22 protein-coding genes are annotated in these 21,601 nt (G+C 72.9%); 14 read left to right on the top strand and 8 right to left on the bottom strand.

From position 1 onward, the window contains the following. The first annotated feature begins 11 nt into the window (after nucleotides 1-11). From mtlA to ptsP, 6 genes are read left to right on the top strand one after another with little or no spacing between them, the layout of a single operon-like run. The gene (gene mtlA, locus OG617_RS08565) at nucleotides 12-1,145 is read left to right on the top strand and encodes a mannitol-specific PTS transporter subunit IIC (protein WP_405100239.1); all 1,134 of its coding nucleotides are present in this window, start codon (nucleotides 12-14) and stop codon (nucleotides 1,143-1,145) included. A 5-nt stretch (nucleotides 1,146-1,150) separates the two neighbouring features. Then, nucleotides 1,151-1,459, top strand: coding sequence for a PTS lactose transporter subunit IIB (locus OG617_RS08560; protein ID WP_405100237.1), 309 nt, complete (start codon nucleotides 1,151-1,153; stop codon nucleotides 1,457-1,459). After that, the gene (locus OG617_RS08555) at nucleotides 1,452-1,886 is read left to right on the top strand and encodes a PTS sugar transporter subunit IIA (protein ID WP_405100235.1); all 435 of its coding nucleotides are present in this window, start codon (nucleotides 1,452-1,454) and stop codon (nucleotides 1,884-1,886) included. Before OG617_RS08560 ends, OG617_RS08555 begins: the two co-directional genes overlap by 8 nt. Then, nucleotides 1,883-2,923: a zinc-dependent dehydrogenase gene (locus tag OG617_RS08550; protein ID WP_405100233.1), complete on the top strand. Its 1,041-nt coding sequence runs from the start codon at nucleotides 1,883-1,885 to the stop codon at nucleotides 2,921-2,923. Before OG617_RS08555 ends, OG617_RS08550 begins: the two co-directional genes overlap by 4 nt. 8 nt (nucleotides 2,924-2,931) lie before the next feature. Continuing rightward, on the top strand, nucleotides 2,932-3,207 hold the full coding sequence (locus tag OG617_RS08545) for an HPr family phosphocarrier protein (RefSeq protein ID WP_405100231.1): 276 nt from the start codon (nucleotides 2,932-2,934) through the stop codon (nucleotides 3,205-3,207). Continuing rightward, the gene (ptsP, locus tag OG617_RS08540; protein ID WP_405100229.1) at nucleotides 3,200-4,831 is read left to right on the top strand and encodes a phosphoenolpyruvate--protein phosphotransferase; all 1,632 of its coding nucleotides are present in this window, start codon (nucleotides 3,200-3,202) and stop codon (nucleotides 4,829-4,831) included. Before OG617_RS08545 ends, ptsP begins: the two co-directional genes overlap by 8 nt. Before the next feature lie 121 nt (nucleotides 4,832-4,952). Here ptsP and OG617_RS08535 read toward each other — a convergent pair whose 3' ends face one another. The 3 genes from OG617_RS08535 to OG617_RS08525 all read right to left on the bottom strand — a co-directional run bounded on the left by OG617_RS08535 (nucleotide 4,953) and on the right by OG617_RS08525 (nucleotide 9,058). Next, complete coding sequence (locus OG617_RS08535; protein WP_405100227.1) at nucleotides 4,953-6,374, bottom strand: WGR domain-containing protein; 1,422 nt, start codon at nucleotides 6,372-6,374, stop codon at nucleotides 4,953-4,955. A gap of 56 nt (nucleotides 6,375-6,430) precedes the next feature. Then, a complete protein-coding gene (locus tag OG617_RS08530; protein WP_405103563.1) occupies nucleotides 6,431-7,837 on the bottom strand; it encodes an FAD-dependent oxidoreductase in 1,407 nt (468 codons plus the stop codon). A 72-nt stretch (nucleotides 7,838-7,909) separates the two neighbouring features. After that, nucleotides 7,910-9,058: a glutamate--cysteine ligase gene (locus OG617_RS08525; protein WP_405100225.1), complete on the bottom strand. Its 1,149-nt coding sequence runs from the start codon at nucleotides 9,056-9,058 to the stop codon at nucleotides 7,910-7,912. 251 nt (nucleotides 9,059-9,309) lie between these two features. On the opposite strand from OG617_RS08525, the gene OG617_RS08520 reads away from it, so the two are divergent. From OG617_RS08520 to OG617_RS08505, 4 genes are all read left to right on the top strand, one after another. Next, nucleotides 9,310-9,609 (top strand): DUF6412 domain-containing protein, encoded by a 300-nt coding sequence (locus OG617_RS08520; RefSeq protein ID WP_396684112.1) that lies wholly within the window; start codon nucleotides 9,310-9,312, stop codon nucleotides 9,607-9,609. A gap of 199 nt (nucleotides 9,610-9,808) precedes the next feature. Further along, nucleotides 9,809-10,552, top strand: coding sequence for a YidC/Oxa1 family membrane protein insertase (locus OG617_RS08515; RefSeq protein WP_405100223.1), 744 nt, complete (start codon nucleotides 9,809-9,811; stop codon nucleotides 10,550-10,552). A 125-nt stretch (nucleotides 10,553-10,677) separates the two neighbouring features. Beyond that, on the top strand, nucleotides 10,678-12,096 hold the full coding sequence (locus OG617_RS08510) for a chitinase (RefSeq protein WP_405100221.1): 1,419 nt from the start codon (nucleotides 10,678-10,680) through the stop codon (nucleotides 12,094-12,096). Nucleotides 12,097-12,280: 184 nt separating this feature from the next. Then, nucleotides 12,281-13,840, top strand: coding sequence for a cellulose binding domain-containing protein (locus OG617_RS08505; RefSeq protein ID WP_405100219.1), 1,560 nt, complete (start codon nucleotides 12,281-12,283; stop codon nucleotides 13,838-13,840). Nucleotides 13,841-13,854: 14 nt separating this feature from the next. On the opposite strand, the gene OG617_RS08500 is transcribed toward OG617_RS08505, so the two are convergent. Both OG617_RS08500 and OG617_RS08495 read right to left on the bottom strand, forming a co-directional pair. Continuing rightward, entirely contained in the window at nucleotides 13,855-14,526 is a 672-nt protein-coding gene (locus OG617_RS08500) for a DedA family protein (RefSeq protein ID WP_405100217.1), read from the bottom strand. A gap of 100 nt (nucleotides 14,527-14,626) precedes the next feature. Beyond that, nucleotides 14,627-15,241, bottom strand: a complete 615-nt coding sequence (locus tag OG617_RS08495) for a DUF1349 domain-containing protein (protein WP_405100215.1) — start codon at nucleotides 15,239-15,241, stop codon at nucleotides 14,627-14,629. A 145-nt stretch (nucleotides 15,242-15,386) separates the two neighbouring features. Between OG617_RS08495 and OG617_RS08490 the strand changes: the two genes are divergently transcribed. Further along, on the top strand, nucleotides 15,387-17,039 hold the full coding sequence (locus OG617_RS08490) for an alpha-amylase family protein (protein ID WP_405100213.1): 1,653 nt from the start codon (nucleotides 15,387-15,389) through the stop codon (nucleotides 17,037-17,039). A 53-nt stretch (nucleotides 17,040-17,092) separates the two neighbouring features. Then, nucleotides 17,093-17,851 carry a 3-oxoacyl-ACP reductase FabG gene (fabG, locus tag OG617_RS08485; RefSeq protein WP_405100211.1) on the top strand — a complete coding sequence of 253 codons (759 nt, stop codon included), beginning with the start codon at nucleotides 17,093-17,095 and terminating at the stop codon, nucleotides 17,849-17,851. A gap of 110 nt (nucleotides 17,852-17,961) precedes the next feature. On the opposite strand, the gene OG617_RS08480 is transcribed toward fabG, so the two are convergent. Both OG617_RS08480 and OG617_RS08475 read right to left on the bottom strand, forming a co-directional pair. After that, the gene (locus OG617_RS08480; protein WP_405100209.1) at nucleotides 17,962-18,378 is read right to left on the bottom strand and encodes a hypothetical protein; all 417 of its coding nucleotides are present in this window, start codon (nucleotides 18,376-18,378) and stop codon (nucleotides 17,962-17,964) included. Further along, the gene (locus tag OG617_RS08475) at nucleotides 18,371-18,766 is read right to left on the bottom strand and encodes a hypothetical protein (RefSeq protein ID WP_405103561.1); all 396 of its coding nucleotides are present in this window, start codon (nucleotides 18,764-18,766) and stop codon (nucleotides 18,371-18,373) included. The genes OG617_RS08480 and OG617_RS08475 overlap by 8 nt, the downstream gene beginning before the upstream one ends. A 203-nt stretch (nucleotides 18,767-18,969) precedes the next feature. On the opposite strand from OG617_RS08475, the gene OG617_RS08470 reads away from it, so the two are divergent. Beyond that, a complete protein-coding gene (locus tag OG617_RS08470; protein ID WP_405103559.1) occupies nucleotides 18,970-19,872 on the top strand; it encodes a Gfo/Idh/MocA family protein in 903 nt (300 codons plus the stop codon). A 77-nt stretch (nucleotides 19,873-19,949) separates the two neighbouring features. Here OG617_RS08470 and OG617_RS08465 read toward each other — a convergent pair whose 3' ends face one another. Beyond that, the gene (locus tag OG617_RS08465) at nucleotides 19,950-20,141 is read right to left on the bottom strand and encodes a DUF2795 domain-containing protein (protein WP_396684238.1); all 192 of its coding nucleotides are present in this window, start codon (nucleotides 20,139-20,141) and stop codon (nucleotides 19,950-19,952) included. A 185-nt stretch (nucleotides 20,142-20,326) separates the two neighbouring features. Here OG617_RS08465 and OG617_RS08460 point away from each other — a divergent pair, with 185 nt between their 5' ends. After that, nucleotides 20,327-21,583: an erythromycin esterase family protein gene (locus OG617_RS08460; RefSeq protein WP_405100207.1), complete on the top strand. Its 1,257-nt coding sequence runs from the start codon at nucleotides 20,327-20,329 to the stop codon at nucleotides 21,581-21,583. Nucleotides 21,584-21,601 lie beyond the last annotated feature (18 nt).

The raw sequence follows: 21,601 nt of genomic DNA, 5'->3' as shown, positions 1-21,601 counted from the left end.
GAGACGCCCCCGTGACCTCCTCCTACACACCCAAGGTGCAAGGCCAGGGCTTCAGAGCCTCGGTGCAACGCCTCGGCGGCCACCTGGCCGCGATGGTCATGCCCAACATCGGCGCGTTTCTCGCCTGGGGTCTGATCACCGCGTTGTTCATCCCGACCGGCTGGTTCCCCAACAAGACCCTTGCCGAACTGGTCGGCCCGATCATCAGCATCCTGCTGCCGGTGCTCATCGGCTACACCGGCGGCCGGCTGGTCCACGGGCAGCGCGGCGCCGTCGTCGGTGCGGTGGCGACCATGGGCCTCGTGGTCGGTGCCGACGTGCCGATGATCCTCGGCGCGATGATCATCGGCCCGCTCACCGCCTACGTCCTCAAGCTGTTCGACGGCCTGGTCGAGAACAAGATCCGCCCCGGCTTCGAGATGCTGGTCGACAACTTCAGCGCCGGCATCATCGGCGGCGCGATGGCCATCGGCGGCGTCTACGGCATCGGCCCCGTGGTCGAGTGGTTCACCAAGCAGGCCGGCTCGGGCGTCGACTGGCTCGTCGACAAAGACCTGCTGCCGCTGACCTCGGTGCTCGTCGAACCCGCGAAGGTGCTGTTCCTCAACAACGCCATCAACCACGGCGTGTTCGGCCCGCTGGGCATGGCCGAGGCGGCGGACAAGGGCAAGTCGATCCTGTTCATGATCGAGTCCAACCCCGGACCCGGCCTCGGCCTGCTGCTCGCCTTCATGGTCTTCGGCCCCCGCGCGCTGCGCCCCAGCGCCCCGGCCGCGATCATCGTGCAGTTCCTCGGCGGCATCCACGAGATCTACTTCCCGTACGTGCTGATGAAGCCGAAGCTGATTCTCGCCATGATCTGCGGCGGCGCCGCGGGCGTCGGCACCTTCATGATCACGGGGGCGGGCCTGGTCGCCACCCCGTCGCCGGGCAGCATCTTCGCCTACCTGGCGGTCACGCCCAAGGGCGACTACTTCGGGGTCATCCTCGGTGTCGTCATCGCCACCGCGGTCACCTTCGCGATCGCCTCGGCCCTACTCGGCTTCGGCCGCGGTGAACCCGCCGAGGACCCCCTCGGCCCCGACGAGGAGACGGTCGTCGACCCGGACGAGGCCATCAACAAGTCGGCGAAGCTGGAGGTTTGAACGCCATGCCCACGATCAACGGCACCGAGATCAAGAAGGTCGTCGTCGCGTGCGACGCCGGCATGGGCAGCAGCGTGATGCTGGCCAGTCAGCTACGGCGGCAACTGGCGAAGAACGCGGTGACCGTCGAGCACACGCCGGTCAACTCGATCCCGGCGGACGCCGACGTCGTCATCTGCCACCAGGGCCTCGCCGCCCGGGCCCGGGTCAGTGCGCCCGACAAGGTGATCGTGCCGATCCAGGTGTTCATCGGCGACCCGGCCGTCACCAAGGTCGTGAACGCGGTGCAGCGTGGTGGTGAGCTCAGTGGCTGAACTGCTGTCCCGTGACGCGATCCGGCTCGACGAGCGGGCCGGATCGCGGGACGAGGCAATCCGCCGCTGCGGTGCGGTGCTCGTCGAGACCGGCGCGGTCGCACCGGCGTACGTGGACGCGATGCTCGCCCGCGAGCAGAGTGTCTCCACATACATCGGGGAGGGCGTGGCGATCCCGCACGGCACGCTGAACAGCAAGGAGTCGGTCCAGCGCGACGCCCTCGCGGTGTTGCGCTTCCCCGGCGGTGTCGACTGGGACGGCTTCGACGTACGGGTCTGCGTGGCCATCGCTGCGGCAGGCGACGGGCACGTGGACATCCTGGCCAAGCTCGCCTCGGTGCTGATGGACCCGGCGCAGGCGGAGCGGCTACGAAACTCGACAAGTGCCGATGAAGTGATCACCATCCTTGAAGAGGAACCATCGTGAGAGTTGTTCGATTCCACGCCCCTGGTGACATTCGCATCGAGGACGCGCCTGAGCCCACGCCGGGCCCCACCGACGTGAAGATCCGCGTCCGGGCCTGCTCCACCTGCGGTACCGACGTGAAGATCTCCCGCTTCGGCCACCACCACATCGTCCCGCCGCGCGTGATGGGCCACGAGATCGCCGGCGAGGTCGTGGAGGTCGGCGGCGACGTCACGGGCTGGCAGCCGGGGGACCGGGTCCAGGTCATCGCCGCAATCCCGTGCGGCAAGTGCGCGGAGTGCCGGCGCGGCCGGATGACCGTGTGCCCCAGCCAGGTGTCGATGGGGTACCACTTCGACGGCGGGTTCGCCGAATACATGGTCGTACCGCACAACGTTCTCGACGTCGACGGGCTCAACCGCATCCCCGACGGACTCAGCTTCGCCGAGGCGTCCGTCGCCGAGCCCCTCGCCTGCGTCCTCAACGGCCAGAACCTCGCCGATGTCGGGGAGGGCGACGACGTGGTCGTCGTGGGCTCCGGGCCGATCGGCTGCCTGCACGTCCGCCTGGCCCGGGCGCGCGGCGCGGCCCGGGTGTTCCTCGTCGACCTCAACCGCGAACGCCTCGACCTGGCTGCCGACCTGGTCCAGCCGGACGCGGCGATCTGCGGTGCCGAGACCGACGTCGTCGACGCGGTGCTCAAACTCACCGAGGGCCGGGGCGCGGACGTCGTCATCACCGCCACGGCAGCCGGCGCCGCACAGGAGCAGGCGGTGCAGATGGCCGCGCGGCAGGGCCGGATCAGCTTCTTCGGCGGCCTGCCGAAGGACAAGCCCGTCATCTCCCTGGACTCCAACCTCGTGCACTACCGCGAACTGACCATCGTCGGCGCCAACGGCTCCAGCCCCGAGCACAACAAGCAGGCGCTGCGGCTCATCGCCGACGGCTCCGTGCCGGTGGCCGACCTCATCACCCACCGCCTGCCGCTCGACCGCGCCCTCGACGCCTTCGGCATCGTGGCCCGTGGCGAAGCGATCAAGGTGACGATCGAACCGTAGGAGGACTCGTGCCCACCAGGACAGTCGTCGTCGGCTCCGCCAGCGGGCTGCACGCCCGCCCGGCGGCGCTGTTCGTCGCCGAAGCGGCGAAGCAGCCGGTACCGGTCACCATCCGCACCGGCGACAAGAAGCCCGTGCCGGCCCGCAGCATGCTCGCCGTGCTGTCGCTCGGCGCCAAGAGGGGCACCGAGGTCACCCTGGAGGCCGACGGCGACGGCGCGCAGGCAGCCGTCGACACCCTGGCCGACCTCCTCGAACGTGATCTGGACGCCGTCGATGCGTGAACTCCGGGGAATCGGGGCCAGCCCCGGCGGTGCGGCGGGGCCGGTCCACCGGCTGGCCGCGCCACCTGCCCTGCCGTCCGTCCCGGCAACCGTCGATCCCGCGGCCGAGAAGGCGGCCGCCCGGGCGGCGGTCCTCGCCGTCGCCGCCGACCTGACCCGTCGCGCCGACGCCGCCCCGGACACGACCGCCGCCGAGGTGCTGCGGGCACAGGTCCTGATGGTGCAGGACGAGACGCTGATCGACGCGGCCGACGTCGCCATCGACGGCGGCACGGACGCGTCGCACGCGATCACCGACGTGCTCGCCGTGCACCGAGCCGCCTTCGAGGCCGCGGGCGGGTACCTCGCCGAGCGGGTCAGCGACCTCGACGACCTGCGGGACCGCCTCGTCGCGGCGTGCCGGGGGCTGCCGATGCCGGGTGTTCCGGACCCCGGCCATCCGTTCCTGCTCATCGCCCGCGACCTGGCGCCCGCCGACACCGCCGGGCTCGACCCGGCCATGGTGCTGGGCCTGGTCACGGCCGAGGGCGGGCCGACCAGCCACACCGCGATCCTGGCCCGGACACTCGGCATACCGGCCGTGGTCCGCTGCGCCGGCATCCTGGACGTGGCCGACGGCACGCTGGTCAGCCTCGACGGCTCGACCGGTGTCGTGGCGACCGGCGTCTCCGCCGAGACGGCAACCGGCGTCAACGCCGCCCGGCTCGCGGAGATCGAACGTCGCGCACGCTCCCACGGCCCCGGGCGGACCGCGGACGGTCATCCCGTCGCGTTGCTGGCCAACATCGGCTCCGCCCGCGACCTCACCGGCGAGGTCGAAGGCGTCGGGCTGTTCCGCACCGAGCTGCTCTACCTCGACCGCAGCGACCCGCCGTCGCATGAGGAGCAGGTCGCCGCGTACCGGGAGGTCTTCGCCGCGCTGCCCGGCCGCAAGGTCGTCGTGCGCACCCTCGACGCCGGCGCCGACAAGCCGCTGCCGTTCCTGCGCCTGGCCGGTGAACCCAATCCGGCGCTGGGCATCCGCGGTCTGCGGGTCGCGCGGCAGACACCGTCCGTGCTCACCACGCAGCTGGGCGCGATCGCGGTGGCGGCTGCGGCGGCGGACGCCGAGGTCTGGGTGATGACGCCGATGGTCGCCACGGCGGCGGAGGCGTCCGCGTTCACGGCATCCTGCCGCGAGCATGGCCTGTCGACCGCCGGCGTGATGATCGAGGTGCCGGCCGCGGCACTGCGCGCCGGCCAGGTGCTGCGTGACGTGGACTTCCTCAGCATCGGCACCAATGACCTCAGCCAGTACACGTTCGCCGCCGACCGCATGTGCGGGGACCTCGCCGAACTGCTCGACCCCTGGCAGCCCGCGCTGATCGGGCTCATCGCCTCCTGCGCGGCGGCCGGCGTCGAGGCGGGCAAGCCGGTCGGCGTGTGCGGAGAGTCCGCCGCGGATCCGGATTTCGCCCTGGTACTGGCTGGGCTGGGCGTCACCAGCCTGTCCATGGCACCCCGCAGTATCCCGGCGGTGCGCGAGTCCCTGGCCGCGCACACCCTGGACGAGTGCCGGCAGATCGCCAAGGCTGCCCTGGCCGCCGACACCCCGGCGGCAGCCCGGGCAGCGGTCCGCCGCTGAGGCGCGTCGACCCCAAGGAGGCGGGCGCCGGCCGGCGACTCGCCGGCCCCGGTGGAGAAGGGCGCCCCTCTCCCGGGTCGGGCGCGACGCCGGCCGGCGTTCAGCGCAGCCGCCGGCCGGGTCAGCGGAGCCGGCGGATGTCGCCGTAGGCCCGGTAGAAGCCGCCCCGGCCCGCCTCCCGGACCTCCGTGATCAGGTAGCGCGCCCCCGCCTCGCGGATGCCCTTGGGGAACTGCACCGACCAGTCGCGCTGGTAGCCGGCGGAGAGCACGTGGACGCGCAGCCGGCCGCCCTCGTCGACGCACTGCACCACCACGCCACCCAGGTCATCGGTGGCGACCTCCACCGTGGTCCAGGCCGCCGGCTCGGGCAGCCGCGCCGGGGCCTTGACGTCCACCACCTCCGGCACGCTGCCCTGCTCGGCGGCCCGGATCGCCGGCTCGCTCGCGTCGACGCAGGCCAGGTAGCCCGAGGTGGTGACCACGTAGAGCCGCTGGTCGTGGTACTGCATGGAGTACGCCGAGCCGCAGCCGGTGCCGAGTTTCCACAGCCGGTTGCCGGCCGCGTCGAAGCAGTAGATCGAGGACTGGTTGTCGCCGGCGAAGACGTACCGCCCGTCCTCGGCGGTGGCGCAGGAGAAGACCGGGGCGTCGCAGCGGTACGACCGCTCGGTGTGCCCGTCCTTGCGCAGCCGCACCACCTCGCGGGTGCCGGTGCCGGCGAACACGGCGTCCCGCTCCTGCCAGCCGAAGAGCACCGACCCGGTGCGGGTGTGCCACAGCTCCCGCCCGGTGCGCCAGTCGTAGCCGGTCACTCCCTGGGAGTGGCCGTGGTAGAGCGCGTCGGCATCGCAGCGCACCATCCACGCGGACCGGCCGCGCCCCGGCCGCCGCCAGAGGAACTCGTCCTCGTGGTCGATCGCGGCGATCCCGCCGTCGGCGTCGGAGACGCCCAGCACCCCGTCGTGGATGTCCAGCCAGTAGATGTCGATCTCCGGGGTGATCGCGTACGCCACCCGGGGCACCTTGCCGGAGAGGTCGTAGACGTTGCCGTCGTCGCAGCCCGCGTAGATCCAGGCGTCGTCGGCGACGATGCACTTCACCCCCTCGGGGAGCCGGACCTGGTTCAGCACCCGGGCGTCGTGGTCGAGGGTGGTGATCACCCCGTGCTCGTTGCCGACCATGCAGTGCTGCCCGTCGACGAAGATGCCGAACGCGGGCGCGCCGGAGGCGTACCGCCACAGCACCGGGGCGGTCCGGGCGGTCGAGCGGGTGCTGACGATCTGGCGGCGGGAGACCGGCCGCTTCTGGCGGGCGCCGGGCACCGCCGGGGCGTACCCCTTGCGGACCTTGTCGCCGATCTTCTTCGCGGCGGTGGCGCGGGCGCGGGCGTTGTCCGGGAAGGCCGTGGTCTTCACCTGACCCTGGTCACCGATCCGGCCGTAGCGAACGGTCATCGTGGTGTCGTCCACCACCACCTCGTAGAACTTGTGCGCCGCGCCGTCCACTTCGGACAGTTCGAGGTAGGTCGTCTCCTGCGACATGGGGATGCCTTTCGAGGGGGAGGGGCGCCGGACCCGGCACCGCGACAGCGCGCACGCTAACCGTGCCCCCCGACAGGTTCGGTCTGTCCCCGGCTGCGGTCGAGGGCGTCGACGGCCTTGCGGGCCGCGATCAGCACCGGGTCCCACACCGGCGCGTACGGCGGGGCGTAGCCGAGGTCGAGGGAGGTCATCTCGTCCACCGTCATGCCGTTCCACAGCGCCACGGCCAGGGTGTCGATCCGCTTCGCGGCCTCCGACCAGCCGACGATCTGCGCCCCGAGCAGTCGCCCGCTGGGGCGCTCGGCGATCAGCTTCACCGTCATCGGCCGCGCCCCCGGGTAGTAGCCGGCCCGGTTCGTCGACTCGGCCACCACCGAGACGAACTCGAAGCCGCTGGCCGTGGCGTCCCGCTCGCGCAGGCCGGTGCGGCCCACCTCCAGCTCGCAGACCTTCGTCACGGCCGTGCCGATCACACCGGGGAAGGTCGCGTACCCGCCGCCGAGGTTGATCCCGGCGACCCGGCCCTGCTTGTTGGCGTGGGTGCCGAGCGGCACGTGCACCGGCAGGCCGCTGACCAGGTGCAGGCTCTCCACGCAGTCGCCGGCCGCCCACACCCCCGGCGCCCCGACCACCCGCATCCGCCGGTCCACCCGGATCCCGCCCGAGGGGCCGACCGGCAGGCCGGCGGCCTCGGCGAGGGCGGTGTTGGGGCGTACCCCCAGGCCCAGGACCACGACGTCGGTCGGCACCGGCCCGTCGTCGGTGATCACGGCGGACACCCGCCCGTCGCGCTGGTCGAGCCCGGTCACCCCCACGCCGGTACGGATGTCGATGCCGATGCCGCGCATGGCCGTCGCGACGAGAGCGGCCATGTCCGGGTCGACGGTCGCCATCGGCTGGTCGGCCTTCTCGACCAGGGTGACCGACAGCCCGCGCTGCACCAGCGCCTCGGCCATCTCCACCCCGATGTAGCCGCCCCCGACCACCACCGCCCGCCGGGGCGTCGGGTCGCCGTCCAGCCAGTCGCGCAGGGCCCCGGCGTCGTCGAGGGTCTGCACGCCGAAGACGCCGCCCATGTCCGTGTCGGCCCAAGCGGGCTTTGTCGGCACCGCTCCGGCGGCGTACACCAGGTCGTCGAACCGCTCGCGGACCTCGCCGCCGCGGTCGAGGTCACGGGCGACCACCTCCCGACGGTCCAGGTCGATCGCGGTGACCTCGTGCCGCAGCCGGACGTCGATGTCGAACTCGTCGCGGAAGGTGGCCGGGGCGCGGGCGACGAGCTGGTCCCGATCCGCGACCATCCCGCTGATCCAGTACGGGATGCCGCACGCCGAGTACGACGTGTGGTGCCCCCGCTCGAAGGCCACGATCTCCAGGTCCGACCGGTCGCGGCGACGCCGCGCCTGGGAGGCCGCCGCCATACCGGCGGCGTCCCCGCCGATGACGACCAGCCGTTGCGCCACGCCGGTCATCCTGCCATCCCGAGCCCGCCGGCGGGCCCGTCCCGCCGGGACGCCCGCGCGGCTGCGGTGGGCTCAGCCACGGGTCTGCCGCGCCACGTCCCGTACCACGTCCACCAGGCTCCCGGTGCGCGCGAAGACCGCCCGCTGCCGGGCCGCCCCGGTGCCGTGCCGGCGCAGCCCGCCGAGCAGGTCGGTCACCTCGGCCAGGTCGTCGTGCCGCTCCAGCTCGGGGCGGAGCCGCTCGACGAGCCGGTCCAGCAGCTCCCACGCGGGGCGCAGCTCGCCGTCGGTCAGGTCGACGCCGTCGCCCTCCAGCCCGTCGTGGGCGGCCCGCCAGTGCGCGGCGACCAGCAGGTGGTGGTCGGTGCGGACGGGCTCCCGACCCTCGGCGATGTCGGTCATCGCGCTGGCCACCAGGGCTCGGACCAGGGCGGCGACCAGCACGGCGTCGTCCACCGACGGGCAGACGTCGCCGATGCGCAGCTCCACCGTCGGGTACTTCGCCGACAGCCGGGCGTACCAGTAGAGCATCCCCTCGTCGAGCATCACGCCGCTGGCGATGAGCTGCCGGATCAGCCGCTCGTAGTGCTCGTGCGACTCCAGGTACGGCGTCGGCGCCACCGACGGCCACCGCTCCCACTCCACGGAGCGCCAGCTCGCGTAGCCGGTGTCCACGCCGGCCGAGAACGGGGAGTTGACCGTCGCGGCGTGCAGGATCGGCAGCCAGGGCCGGACGTGGTTGAGCACCCGCACCCCGGTCTCGGGGTCCGGCACCCCGACGTGCACGTGCATGCCGTTGTTGCCGGGACCCGGCACCAGCAGCCGGAACCGCTCGATCATCCGGTCGAAGCGGGGCTTGTCGACCACCGGCGGGACCGGGCCGTCGACCGGGCCGGTGCCGATGGCCAGCACCCGTACACCGGCCCGTTCGGCGGCCTCGGACAGCGCCCGGCGCAGCACCCCCAGGGAGTGCCGGATCGACGACAGCTCCAGCCCTGGCGGGCTGCCGATCTCGATCTGGCTCGTCTGGAACTCGCGCTCGACCTGGCCGCGCAGCTCGGCCGGCACCTGCTCCATCACCAGGTCCACGGCCGGCACGGCGGTGCCGGTGTGCGGGTCGACGAGCAGGAACTCCTCCTCGACGCCGACGGTGAGCAAGTCGGTGCCGCCCGGGGCCACGGTCGGTTCCCGCTGCACCACTGAACCGCTCATCGTCCTCACCGTCCGTTTCCGTGCCGGCCGCGGCGCTGTGCCGCGACGTGACCGGCCATTACCCGCAGTATCGGTGCGGGGAAACTCCGCCGTCCGCGTGTCGCCCGCCGGCACGCCGCTCACGTTCCGCAACCCCGTTGCCGGGACCCCGCCCACGTTCGGGGAAGGAACGCCGGCCTTCGGGGGGAGGAACGCTCCGCCCGTCGGGGGGAGGAACGCTCCGGTCCTTCGGGGTGGACGGCGGGGCATAGGGTGATCGCGTGGGCGGGTTGCTGCTGACGGTGACGGGGATGTGGGCGTACGCGCTCACCCACCTGACCGTGCTCGCGGACCGCCCGGCCGAGCTGCTGGCCGGGGCGGCCGTGGCCGCCGCCGTGCTGCTCGCCGTGTTGCTCGCCGGGCGCCCCCCAATGGCGGCCGGCCCGCCGGCCAGGGCCGCCGGGCACGGCGTCGGCCTGCGGGAACGCGCCCGGCGCCGGGGTGTCCCCCGGCAGGTCGACCCGAACGCCGCCGGTCGTCCCCGACCCCGCGCGCCCGGACTGGGCCCCGCGGCCGGGTAGCTTCCCGGGCCGCGCCGGCTGCCGTCGGCGTCGGCCCCGGAGCGACGGACGGGGCCGTCGGCCCCGCGCGACGGACGGGCATTCCCCGTCGCGTCGCCATCCGCCATCCGGTATCCGGCCGCCTCTGCCGTCGTCCGTCCCGCCGCGCGCCCGTCTCCGGGCCGGTCGGGGCATCCGGAACCGGACCGAGGGGTCACCCATGCTCGCCTTCGCACCGCTGCACGACGCGGTCTCCGCCGCCGCCACCGCCGTCACCTGGCTCGCCGACACGCTGAACCCGCTGACCGGCGGGGCCGCCACGGCAGCCGCCATAGTTCTGTTCACCGTCGCCGTCCGCCTGCTGGTCTCGCCGCTCACCCTGGCCCAGGTCCGCGGGGAGCGGCGCCGCGCGGCCCTCGCCCCGCAGGTCCGCGACCTGCAACGCCGGTACGCCGACGACCCGGCCCGGTTGCAGAGCGAGCTGTTGGGGCTCTACCGGTCGGCCGGGGCGAGCCCGGTCGCCGGCTGCCTGCCGGCCCTGCTCCAGGCCCCGTTCTTCCTGATCATGTACCGGTTGTTCAGCACGGACGAGGGCGGCACCGGCCTGCTCGACGAGCGGCTGGCCGGGGTGCCGCTGGGCTGGCACCTCTCCGACGGCCTGATCGGGGCGGCCGGCCCGCTGTTCGGGGCGTTGCTGGCGGCGCTGGTGGCGCTGGCCTGGTGGTCGTCGCGCCGGGCGCGGCGCGCGGCGGCTGCCGTGGGCACCGTGGCCGGTACGCCGACCGAGGGGCCGGGCGCGGCCGCCCTGGGCCGGCTGGTCCCGCTGCTGCCGTACCTGACCGTGCTGGCGGCGCTGGTGGTGCCGTTGGCGGCGGTGCTCTATTTGGTCACCACGACGGCGTGGACGGCGGCGGAGCAGGCGGTGCTGCGCCGCCCCCAGGCGGCGCCCGTCGAGGTCCGTTGACCGCCTCCGTAGGGGACCGGGCCCCGTCGATGCGGCGTCACCCTCTGGACAGAAACAGTTAACAGTCCTAATAATAGGCGCCAACGTAGACGAGTGTGAATGCCCGTCCGGGCGTGGAGGGTTGCATGAAGCGTTCCCGATCCCTTGTCCTGGCCCTGGTGACGGCGCTGGCCGCGACCGTCGGGGCGGCCTGGGTGGCGCTGCCGGCGTTCGCCGCCGGGGCCACCGCGAACTTTGTCAAGACCTCCGACTGGGGTTCCGGCTGGGAGGGCAAGTACACGATCACCAACGGCGGCGCCACGGCCATCTCCGCGTGGACCGTCACCTTCGACCTGCCGGCCGGCACCGCCGTCGGCAGCTACTGGGACGCCCTGCTGACCACCTCCGGCCAGCGGTACACCTTCACCAACCGCTCCTGGAACGGCGGCATCGCCCCCGGCGCGTCGGTGTCGTTCGGCTTCCTCGCCACCGGCTCCGGCAGCCCGACCAACTGCCAGCTCAACGGCGCCCCCTGCGGCGGCGGCCCCACCCCGACGACCCCGCCGCCGACCACCCCGCCCCCGACGACCCCGCCCCCGACGACCCCGCCGCCGACCACCCCGCCGCCGACGACCCCGCCCCCGACCACCGCCCCGCCCACCGGCAACCTGCCGAAGCACATGCTCACCGGTTACTGGCACAACTTCGACAACCCGGCCGTCGAGCTGCGGCTGCGCGACGTCCCCGCCGAGTACGACCTGATCGCGGTCGCCTTCGCCGAGGCCACCGGCACCCCCGGAGCGGTCACCTTCGCCGTCGACCCCGGCCTGTCCGCCGCCCTCGGCGGCTACACCGACGCCGACTTCACCGCCGACGTGCAGACCCTGCGCTCGCGCGGCAAGAAAGTCATCCTCTCCGTCGGCGGCGAGACCGGCCGGGTCGCGGTCAACGACGCCGCGTCGGCCACCGCCTTCGCCAACACCACGTACGCCCTCATCCAGCGGTACGGCTTCGACGGCGTCGACATCGACCTGGAGAACGGCCTCAACCCGACGTACATGGCCCAGGCGCTGCGCGCCCTGCGGGCCAGGGTCGGGGCCAACCTGATCATCGCGATGGCCCCGCAGACCATCGACATGCAGTCCCCGGCCGCCGGCTACTTCAAGCTCGCCCTGGACATCCGGGACATCCTCACCGTGGTCAACACCCAGTTCTACAACTCCGGGGCGATGCTCGGCTGCGACAACAACGCCGCGTACGGCCAGGGCACGGTGAACTTCATCGTCGCGCTCGCCTGCATCCAGTTGGAGGCCGGGCTGCGCCCCGACCAGGTCGGGCTCGGCCTGCCCGCCGGCCCCGGCGCGGCCGGTGGCGGCGTCGTCGCCCCGAGCGTGGTCAACGCCGCCCTCGACTGCCTGGCGAAGGGCACCAACTGCGGCAGCTTCCGCCCGCCGCGCACCTATCCGGGCATCCGGGGCGCGATGACCTGGTCGGTCAACTGGGACGTCAGCAACGGCAACGGCTTCGCCCGCACCGTCAAGCCGCACCTGGCCACCCTGCCCTGACCCGGCCCCTTCCTGACCCGGCCCTGACCTGACCGCACCACCCCGCACCACCCCGCACCACCCCGCACCACAGTCCCCCCGTACCACCGTCCCCGCACCACCGCCGGCCCGCCCCGCGTGGGCCGGCGGTCCCGCCCACCCCCCTCGGGCGGAAACCCCCACCACCGGTCCCCTGGAGGCCACCGTGAAACTCCGGTCCCCCCGCGCGGCGACGTTCGCCGCCGCGCTCGCCGCCGCCGTCGTCGCGGCCACTCTCATGGCCCCGCCGGCCGCGTCGGCGGCCACCGCCGCCTTCGTCCGCACCTCGAGCTGGAGCAGCGGGTACGAGGCGAAGTTCACCGTCACCAACAACACCTCGGCCAGCATCGGCTCCTGGAACGTCCAGTTCGACCTGCCCGCCGGCAGTTCGCTCGGCGCCTTCTGGGACGCCACGATGACCACCGCCGGCCAGCACGTGACCGCCGTCAACAAGTCCTGGAACGGCGCCCTCGCCCCGGGCGCCAGCACGTCGTTCGGGTTCGTCGTCGCCGGCACCGGCGACCCGACCAACTGCACCGTCAACGGCGGCTCCTGCACCGGCGGCGGAAACCCGTCCGGCCCGGCCACCCCGGGCGGGCTGCGGGTCACCGGCACCACCGCCGCCTCGGTCTCGCTGGCCTGGAACGCCGTCTCCGGCACGATCACCGGCTACCGGGTGTACGAGGGCAGCACCGTGAAGGCCACCGTCACCGGCACCTCGACGACGGTGTCCGGGCTGGCAGCCTGCTCCGCGCACAGCTACACCGTGGCGGCGTACAACTCCTCGGGCGAGTCGGCGAAGTCGCCGGCCGTCTCCGCCACCACCACCGGCTGCAGCGGCGGGAACGCCCCGATGGCCGCCGCGCCGTACCTCTACCCGGGCTGGGGCGACCCGCCCGCGCCCTCGACGGTGATGGGTGCGACCGGGATCAAGTGGTTCACCATCGCGTTCGTCCTCTCCGGCGGCGGCTGCACCCCGGCCTGGGACGGCAGCGGCCCGCTCACCGGCGGCGCGCACGCCAACACCATCGCCGCGATCCGGGCCGCCGGGGGCGACGTCATCCCGTCCTTCGGCGGGTGGAGCGGCAACAAGCTCGGCCCGAACTGCTCGTCGGCCAGCGCGCTGGCGGCGGCGTACCAGCAGGTGATCAACGCGTACGGGCTGAAGGCGATCGACATCGACATCGAGAACAGCGACGAGTTCGAGAACGAGGCGGTGCAGGACCGGATCCTCGGCGCGCTGAAGATCGTCAAGCAGAACAACCCCGGGATCAAGACGATCGTCACCTTCGGCACCACGACCACCGGGCCGTCGTACTACGGCACCCGGCTGATCAACCAGGCCGCCGCGCTCGGGGCGAACATCGACACGTTCACCATCATGCCGTTCGACTTCGGCGGTGGCGCCAACATGTACCAGAGCACCGTCAACGCCTCCGAGGGGCTGAAGACCGCGCTGAAGAACGCCTTCGGCTGGTCCGACGCCACCGCGTACACGCACATGGGCATCTCCGGCATGAACGGCCTGTCCGACCAGCAGGAGCTGACCACCGCGGCGACCTGGACGCAGATCCGCGACTGGGCGAAGGCCCGGGGCCTGTCCCGGTTCACCTTCTGGGCCGTCAACCGCGACCGGCCGTGCCCCGGCGGGGGAGTGGTGTCGAACTGCTCCGGCATCGCACAGAACACCTGGGAGTTCACCAGCATCACCGCCCAGTTCAACTGAGCGGCAGCGTGCGGTCAGCGGCCGGTGGTCATGGACTGCCGGTCGCGCCGCGCGCGGCGGCGACGCACCTTCTTCACCGCCCAGCTCACGATCATCACGCCGAAGACCGCGAAGATCGCGTAGTTGAACCAGCTGCTGTACTGGTCCACATCCTCCCAGCGCGACCCGAGCGCGAAGCCGGCGCCGACGATCAGCGAGTTCCACACCCCGCTGCCCAGCGTGGTCAGCAGGATGAACTCGCCCAGCGGCATCCGGTTCGCCCCGGCGGGGACGGAGACCAGGCTGCGCACCACCGGCACCACCCGGCCGATCAGCACCGCCCACCGGCCGTGCCGCTCGAACCACCGGTTGGCCTTCTCCAGGTCCTCCCGGTCGACCAGGGGGATGTGATCCAGCCACCGCTTCAGCCGGTCCTCGCCGACGGCCGCGCCGAGCCAGTAGAGCACCAGCGCGCCGACCACCGAGCCGACCGTCGCGGCGACCACGATGAGGACGAGGTTGAACCGCCCCTCGGCCGCGAGGTACCCCGCCATGGCCAGCACGACCTCGCTCGGGATCGGCGGGATGATGCTCTCCAGGGCGACCAGCGCGGCCACCCCGACCGCGCCGAGCGAGTCGATCACGCTGGCCACCCACCCGGTCAGCCCAGTGAACTGGGACGGATCGACGTTCTGGGCGAGGGCCATGGTTGTCCTTCCGCGGGCCGCCGGGGGGATCGGAAGGTGTTACCCAGTCCGCGGGCGATCACACCTGCCGGTGACCGGGCCCGCCCCGGGACCCCCGCGTTCAGTCCTCCGGGTGCAGCGCCGCGTCCGCCGGGCCCCGCCGCCAACCGAGGAACCGGACCACCAGCCCGCCCCGGCTCGGCGAGCAGCAGAACGGCCCGGCCGACGCCTCGGCCTGCGGGGCGAGCGGGGCCAGCCGGACCAGCCGCCACGGCTCGTCGCCCGCGCGGGCCCGGACGGTCAGCGCGTCCCCGGCCCGGCTGACCCGGACCGTCACCTCCCGGCCTGCCCACTCCGGCACCGGCGCGACCGACCAGTCGGAGACCTCGCGGGTGACCACCGCGCCGACCTGCGGCTGCCCGTCGCTGACCTCCACCCCCGCCTTGACCCAGTTCCGCTCGTCCACCCGGACCAGCACGCCGGCCTGGTCGAACTGCTCGGTGAAGTCGAGCCGGAAGGTGACCTCCACGGCGGTGTCGACCGGCAGCGGGGCGAGCAGGGCCGGGCCGTCGTCGTGCACGAAGCCGTAGCTGGTGTGCCGCCAGAAGTCGCTTCCCGCGCCCGGCTCGACGACCAGCCCGCCGTCCGGGGTCGGCTCGGACCGCACCGGCTGGTGCAGCCACCAGCCCTCGGCCCAGTCCACGTCCCGGTCCCCTGCCTCCGACCCCACGCTCATGACCGGCACGCTACCGCCAGCCCGCCAGCCCGCCAGCCCGCCAGCCCGCCAGCCCAGCCCACCGCCCGGCCCTCGGCCCGGCTCCGCCCTGACGCGGGCGGCATTCGCGTTTGCCGGGAGCCGGAATCGGAGAAGGTACGCCGGCATGGGTGACAGGTGGTACTCCGAGGCGGTCGTCTATTGCCTCGACATCGACACGTACGCGGACTCCGACGGTGACGGGGTCGGCGACATCCGCGGCCTCATCGGCCGGCTCGACTACCTGGCCCGGCTGGGGGTGACCTGCCTGTGGCTGCACCCGATCCACCCGTCGCCGAACAAGGACGACGGCTACGACGTCACCGACTTCTACAACGTGGACCCCCGCTTCGGCAGCCTCGGCGACTTCGCCGAACTGCTGCACCAGGCGCAGAACCGGGGCATCCGGGTGATCATCGACCTGGTGGTCAACCACACCTCGGACGAGCACCCGTGGTTCCAGTCCGCCCGGTCCTCGCCCGACTCGCCGTACCGGGACTGGTTCGTCTGGGCCGACCACGAGCCGGACGACCGACACCAGGGCATGGTCTTCCCGGGCGAGCAGAACGAGACGTGGAGCTACGACCGGACCGCCAAGGCCTGGTACTACCACCGGTTCTACAAGTACCAACCCGACCTGAACTTCAACAACCCCGAGGTCCGCGCCGAGGTCAAGAAGATCGTCTCGTTCTGGCTCCAGCTCGGCGTCTCCGGGTTCCGGATGGACGCGGTGCCGTTCATCATCGAGCTGACCGAGCCGGGCAACCCGAACTCGCCGAAGGACTTCGAGTACCTCACCGAGCTGCGTCAGCACGTGCAGTGGCGGCGCGGCGACGCCATCCTGCTCGCCGAGGCCAACGTGGAGCCCGACCAGCTCCCCACCTTCTTCGGCGACGGCAGCGGCTCCGGCAACCGCATCCACCTGCTCTTCGACTTCATGCTCAACGGCCGGCTCGTGCTCGCCCTGGCCCGCCAGGACCCGGAGCCGGTGATCGAGGCGCTGCGGGACACCCCGATCCTGCCCACCGGCGGGCAGTGGGCCACCTTCCTGCGTAACCACGACGAGATCGACCTGTCCCGGCTCACCACCGAGCAGCGCAACCAGGTGTACGCCGAGTTCGGCCCCGACGAGGACATGCGGATCTACGACCGGGGCATCCGCCGCCGGCTCGCCCCGATGCTCGGCAACGACCGGCGGCGCGTCGAGCTGGCGTACGCGCTCCAGTTCTCGCTGCGCGGCACGCCGGTGCTGCGCTACGGCGAGGAGATCGGGATGGGCGAGAACCTCTCGCTGCCCGGCCGGGAGGCGATCCGTACCCCGATGCAGTGGTCGTACAAGCCGAACGCCGGCTTCTCCACGGCCGACCCGGAGAAGCTGGTCCGCCCGGTGATCGACAAGGGCGACTTCTCGTACGAGAAGGTCAACGTCACCGCCCAGCGCGGCGACCACAAGTCGCTGCTGTCCTGGTTCGAGCGGATGATCCGGACGCTGCGTGAGGCGCCGGAGATCGGCTCCGGCTCGACCACCCACATCGACGTGCCGACGCCGCACGGGGTGCTCGCCCACCGCGCCGACGGCTCGACCGGGACGATGGTCTTCCTGCACAACCTCGGCACCGACGACGTCGAGGTCGACCTCGGCACGCTCGCCGGCGAGGCGGACCTGCCGACAGACGTCCTCGCCGACCGCAACTACGGCGAGGTGGGCAAGCTCGACTCGCTCAAGCTCGCCGGCTACGGCTACCGCTGGATCCGCCTCTGTCGCGGGGCCGCCTACTGATCCCGGGGGTGGGCTAGGCTCCGAGGGTCGCCGTAGGTTACCGGGAGGTAGGCATGTCCGAGGAGCAGCGGGTCGCGATCGTCACCGGGGCCGCGCGGGGGATCGGGGCGGCCACCGCCCGCCGGCTGGCCGCCGACGGCCTGGCGGTCGCCGTGGTCGACATCGAGGAGTCGGCCACCAGGGACACCGTGGACGCGATCGTCGCGGCCGGCGGCCGGGCCCTCGGCGTCGGCGCGGACGTCGCCGTCCGGGAGCACGTCGAGGCGGCCGTCGAGCGGGTCGCCGCGGAGCTGGGCGCGCCGACCGTGCTGGTCAACAACGCCGGGGTGCTCCGGGACAATCTGCTGTTCAAGATGACCGACGCCGACTGGGACATGGTCATGGGCGTGCACCTGCGCGGCGCGTTCCTGTTCAGCCAGGCCACGCAGAAGCACATGGTCGAGCGGAAGTGGGGCCGGATCGTCAACCTGTCCAGCACCTCGGCGCTGGGCAACCGGGGCCAGGCCAACTACGCGGCGGCGAAGGCGGGCATGCAGGGTTTCACCAAGACCCTCGCCATCGAGCTGGGCCCGTTCGGCGTCACCGTCAACGCGGTCGCGCCGGGGTTCATCGTCACCGACATGACCGCCGCGACCGCCGCCCGGATGAAGGTGGACTTCGAGGCGCTCCAGAAGCACACCGAGTCGGAGATCCCGGTCCGCCGGGTGGGCCGCCCGGAGGACGTCGCCCACACCATCTCGTTCCTGGCCAGCGAGGGCGCCTCCTTCGTCTCCGGCCAGGTCATCTACGTGGCCGGCGGCCCAAAGTCCTAACCCCCCACCCCCACCCACGAATGGCCGCTCTTTCACGGAAAGAGTGGCCATTCCACATGCCACCCCCACTCTTTCCGTGAAAGAGCGGGGGTGGGGTGTGCGGGGTGGGGTCAGGTGGGGCGGGGGCGGGTGTGCCAGAGCCAGAGCAGGCCGAGCGCCGGTAGCACCAGCGGGACGTAGCCGTACCCGCTGCCGAACTGCGACCAGACCGTCTCGTCCGGGAACAGCTCGGGGTCGACCAGGCTGAGGACGCCGACGCCGAGCACCCCGACCAGCTCCACGGAGCAGCAGGCCAGCGCGACCCGCCGGCCCGCGTGGCCGGCCCGGGCCAGCCCCACCGCGGCCACGATGTAGATCAGCGCGGCCACCGCCGAGAGCAGGTACGCCACCGGCGCCTCGTCGAGCTTCGTGGCGATCTGCAACCCCGCCCGGGAGGTCGCGGCGATGGCGAACAGCAGGTACACGGCGATCAGCAACCGGCCCGGCCCGGAGTTCGTGGCCAGCCGGGGCGTTTTCGTCTCAACCACCGAGCACCTCCCAGGTCTGTTGCAGTCGGACCACTACGACCGGGGTCACCAGGCAGATCGCGCAGATGATCGCCGACCCCCACCGGGTCGGCTCCATCCGGGCCAGCACCCAGGCCAGCGGCGGCAGGCAGACCAGCGTCACCAGGTAGCCGAAGAACGCGCCGGGCTCGCCCGGCCGGTCGCCGCCGCCGAGCGCGACCAGCGCCGCCACCGTCAGCGCGAGCAGGCCCAGCTCCAGCACGGCCAGGCCGGCGAGCTGCACCCGATCCGGCGACCGGTCGCGCATCGCCGCCACCAGTGCCCACACCGCGAGTACGAGCGACAGCACGATCGTCGCCGTCGCGAGGATCCCGTCCACCGGCGAGCCGGCCGCGACGGCGCTGGTCATCAACGGCACCGGAGTCGGAGTCTCGGTCACCGGGACAGCCTACTAACCCGTGTAGTACTCGCCCCGCCCCGGCCCGCCGGTTCGCGGGCTGGCCTGGTCCGGTTCGGTCCGGCCCCGTCGGCTGCGTCGGATCGGCCGGGCGACTAGCGTGGATCACGGCTACGGGACTGCCGTGGCCAGCGACGACACCGGGAGTTCACGTGCTGCGGTTCGGCTTGTTCGGTACCGGCCACTGGGCGGCGGAGACGCACGCGGCGGCGATCGGCGCGCACCCCGGCGCCGAGTTGGCCGGGGTCTGGGGCCGCAACCCCGACAAGGCGGCGGATTTGGCGCGGCGGCACGGGGTGCCCGTCTTCACCGAGATCGACGCGCTGATCGACGCCTGCGACGCGGTCGCCGTGGCGCTGCCCCCGGATGTGCAGGCCGACATCGCCGTCCGGGCCGCCACGGCCGGCCGGCACCTGCTGCTGGACAAGCCGCTGGCGCTCACCCTCGCCGACGCCGACCGGGTGGTCGCCGCGGCCGCGCAGTCCGGCGTCGCCTCTGTGGTGTTCTTCACCCAGCGGTTCCACCCGAACGTGACCGGCTTCCTCGCCTCGACCGCGGCGGCCGGGGGGTGGCAGCACGCCCGGGCGACGATGTTCACGTCCATCTTTCAGCCCGGCAACCCGTACGGCGCGTCGCAGTGGCGGCGGGACCGGGGCGCGCTGTGGGACATCGGCCCGCACGCACTGTCGATCATCCTGCCGGTGCTCGGCCGGGTGACCCGGGTCGCGGCCACCGACGGCCCGAGCGGCCTGGTCCACCTGCTGCTCACCCACGACGGCGGGGCGACCAGCGCGGTGTCGCTCACCCTCGACGCGCCGCCCGAGGCCACCACCCGCGACTTCGTCTTCTTCGGGGAGAACGGCGTGGTGGAGGTTCCGCCCGGGGACGGCAACGCGCTGACCGCGTTCTCCGCCGCGATCGACCAGCTCGCCGAGGAGATCGACTCCGGCACCCGGGACCACCGCTGCGACGTCCGGTTCGGCCGGGAGGTGGTGGCCGTTCTGGTCGCCGCCGAGACCGCCCGCGCCGAGGGCCGCACCGTCGACCTCCCGGGCTGAGACTCGGCCGTCCGCCCACCGACGGGTGGACGTCGCGTCGACGTCGATGGGCGTCGTAGCCGTCGCTGCGGTGGCCGTCAGGCGAGGCTGCCCAGCGCCTCGCTCAGCTCGGTGGGGGAGGCGAACTCCTCAGCCGGCAGTGCGTGGAGCATCTGCAACACGTCCGTGCTGGCACCGTTCTCCTGCCCCCAGCGGACCAGGTCCTCCCGGGAGACCGGGTAGTCGAGCCCGGCCACGTACTCCTGCAACTCCGTCCCGCTGACCGTCATGCCGCCGGCTACCCGCTGCGCGGGAGAGCATGCCAGCCTCCGTCCCATCGATCTCGCCCCTCCGCCCCGAACCCGGCCGGGTGCCGGAGGGACGCTGATCCGGGTTGTCACTCAGGGCCTCGCCCGAAGGGCTCGGGGTTCGGAGCCGGCCGGTTTGCCCCGAACTGGGCCGGGTAGCCGCGGGCATGCTGGTACAGCGGCTCGGCGCGCCGAGCGACTTCGATCCGTTGCTGGAGCGGATCCGGGACGCCCGGATCGTGATGATCGGCGAGGCGACGCACGGCACCCACGACTACTACCGGCTGCGCGAGCAGCTCACCCGGCGGCTCATCGCCGAGCGGGGTTTCTCCTTCGTCGCCGTGGAGGGGGACTGGCCCGACTGCGAGCGGGTGCACCGGTCGGTCACCGCCGCCCCGAACGGCCTCGCCGACCCGCAGGCCGCCCTGGAGCGCTTCGAGCGCTGGCCGACGTGGATGTGGGCCAACGCCGAGGTGGCCCGGTTCTGCCGCTGGCTGCGGGCGTGGAACCTGGAGCAGCCGGTCCAAGGGCGGGCCGGCTTCCACGGCCTGGACGTCTACAGCCTCTGGGAGTCCATGCAGGCGATCTTCGACTACCTGGGCGAGGAGGACCCGACCTCGTTGGAGGCCGCGCAGGAGGCGTACCGGTGCTTCGAGCCGTACGGGCGGCGGGTCGAGGAGTACGGCGCGGCCAGCCGGTTCGTCTCGGCCCGCTGCGAGGAGGAGGTGATCAAGCTGCTGGCGCGTACCAGGGAACGGGCCGCCCTGGACGGCCCGGACCGCTTCTCGGCCTGGCAGAACGCGGAGGTGGTGGCCGGCGCGGAGCGTTACTACCAGGCGATGGTGGCGGGCGGCCCGGAGTCGTGGAACGTGCGGGACATTCACATGGCGGACACCCTGGACCGGCTCCTGGACTTCCACGGCCCGGACGCCCGGGGCGTCGTCTGGGCGCACAACACCCACGTCGGCGACGCCCGGGCCACCGACATGGCCGCCGACGGGCTGGTCAACATCGGCCAGTTGGCCCGGGAGCGGCACGGGGCGGACGACGTGGTGCTGGTCGGCTTCGGCAGCTACCGGGGGACGGTGGTGGCGGCTCCCCGGTGGGGGTCGCCCGCCGAGGCGATGGTGGTGCCGCCGGCCCGACCCGGTTCGGTCGAGCGGCGGCTGCACGAGCTGATGCCGGAGCGCGCGGTGCTGGTCTTCGGCGGCCCGGACCAGCCAGGCTGGGTCACGGACGAGCACGACCACCGGGCGATCGGCGTGGTCTACGACCCGACCTTCGAGTCGTGGGGCAACTACGTGCCGACCCGGCTGGGCGAGCGCTACGACGCCTTCGTCTGGTGCGACGACACCACCGCGCTGCACCCGCTGCCCGCGCTCACCACGTTCGGGGAGATGGAGACGTACCCGGCGGGGGTCTGAGCCGGAAGGGCCCCGCCC

The organism is Micromonospora sp. NBC_01412, from assembly GCF_045040215.1.
In the GTDB taxonomy this organism is placed as follows: Bacteria; Actinomycetota; Actinomycetes; order Mycobacteriales; family Micromonosporaceae; genus Micromonospora; species Micromonospora rubida.
This window is presented reverse-complemented; position numbering and strand designations above follow the sequence as displayed.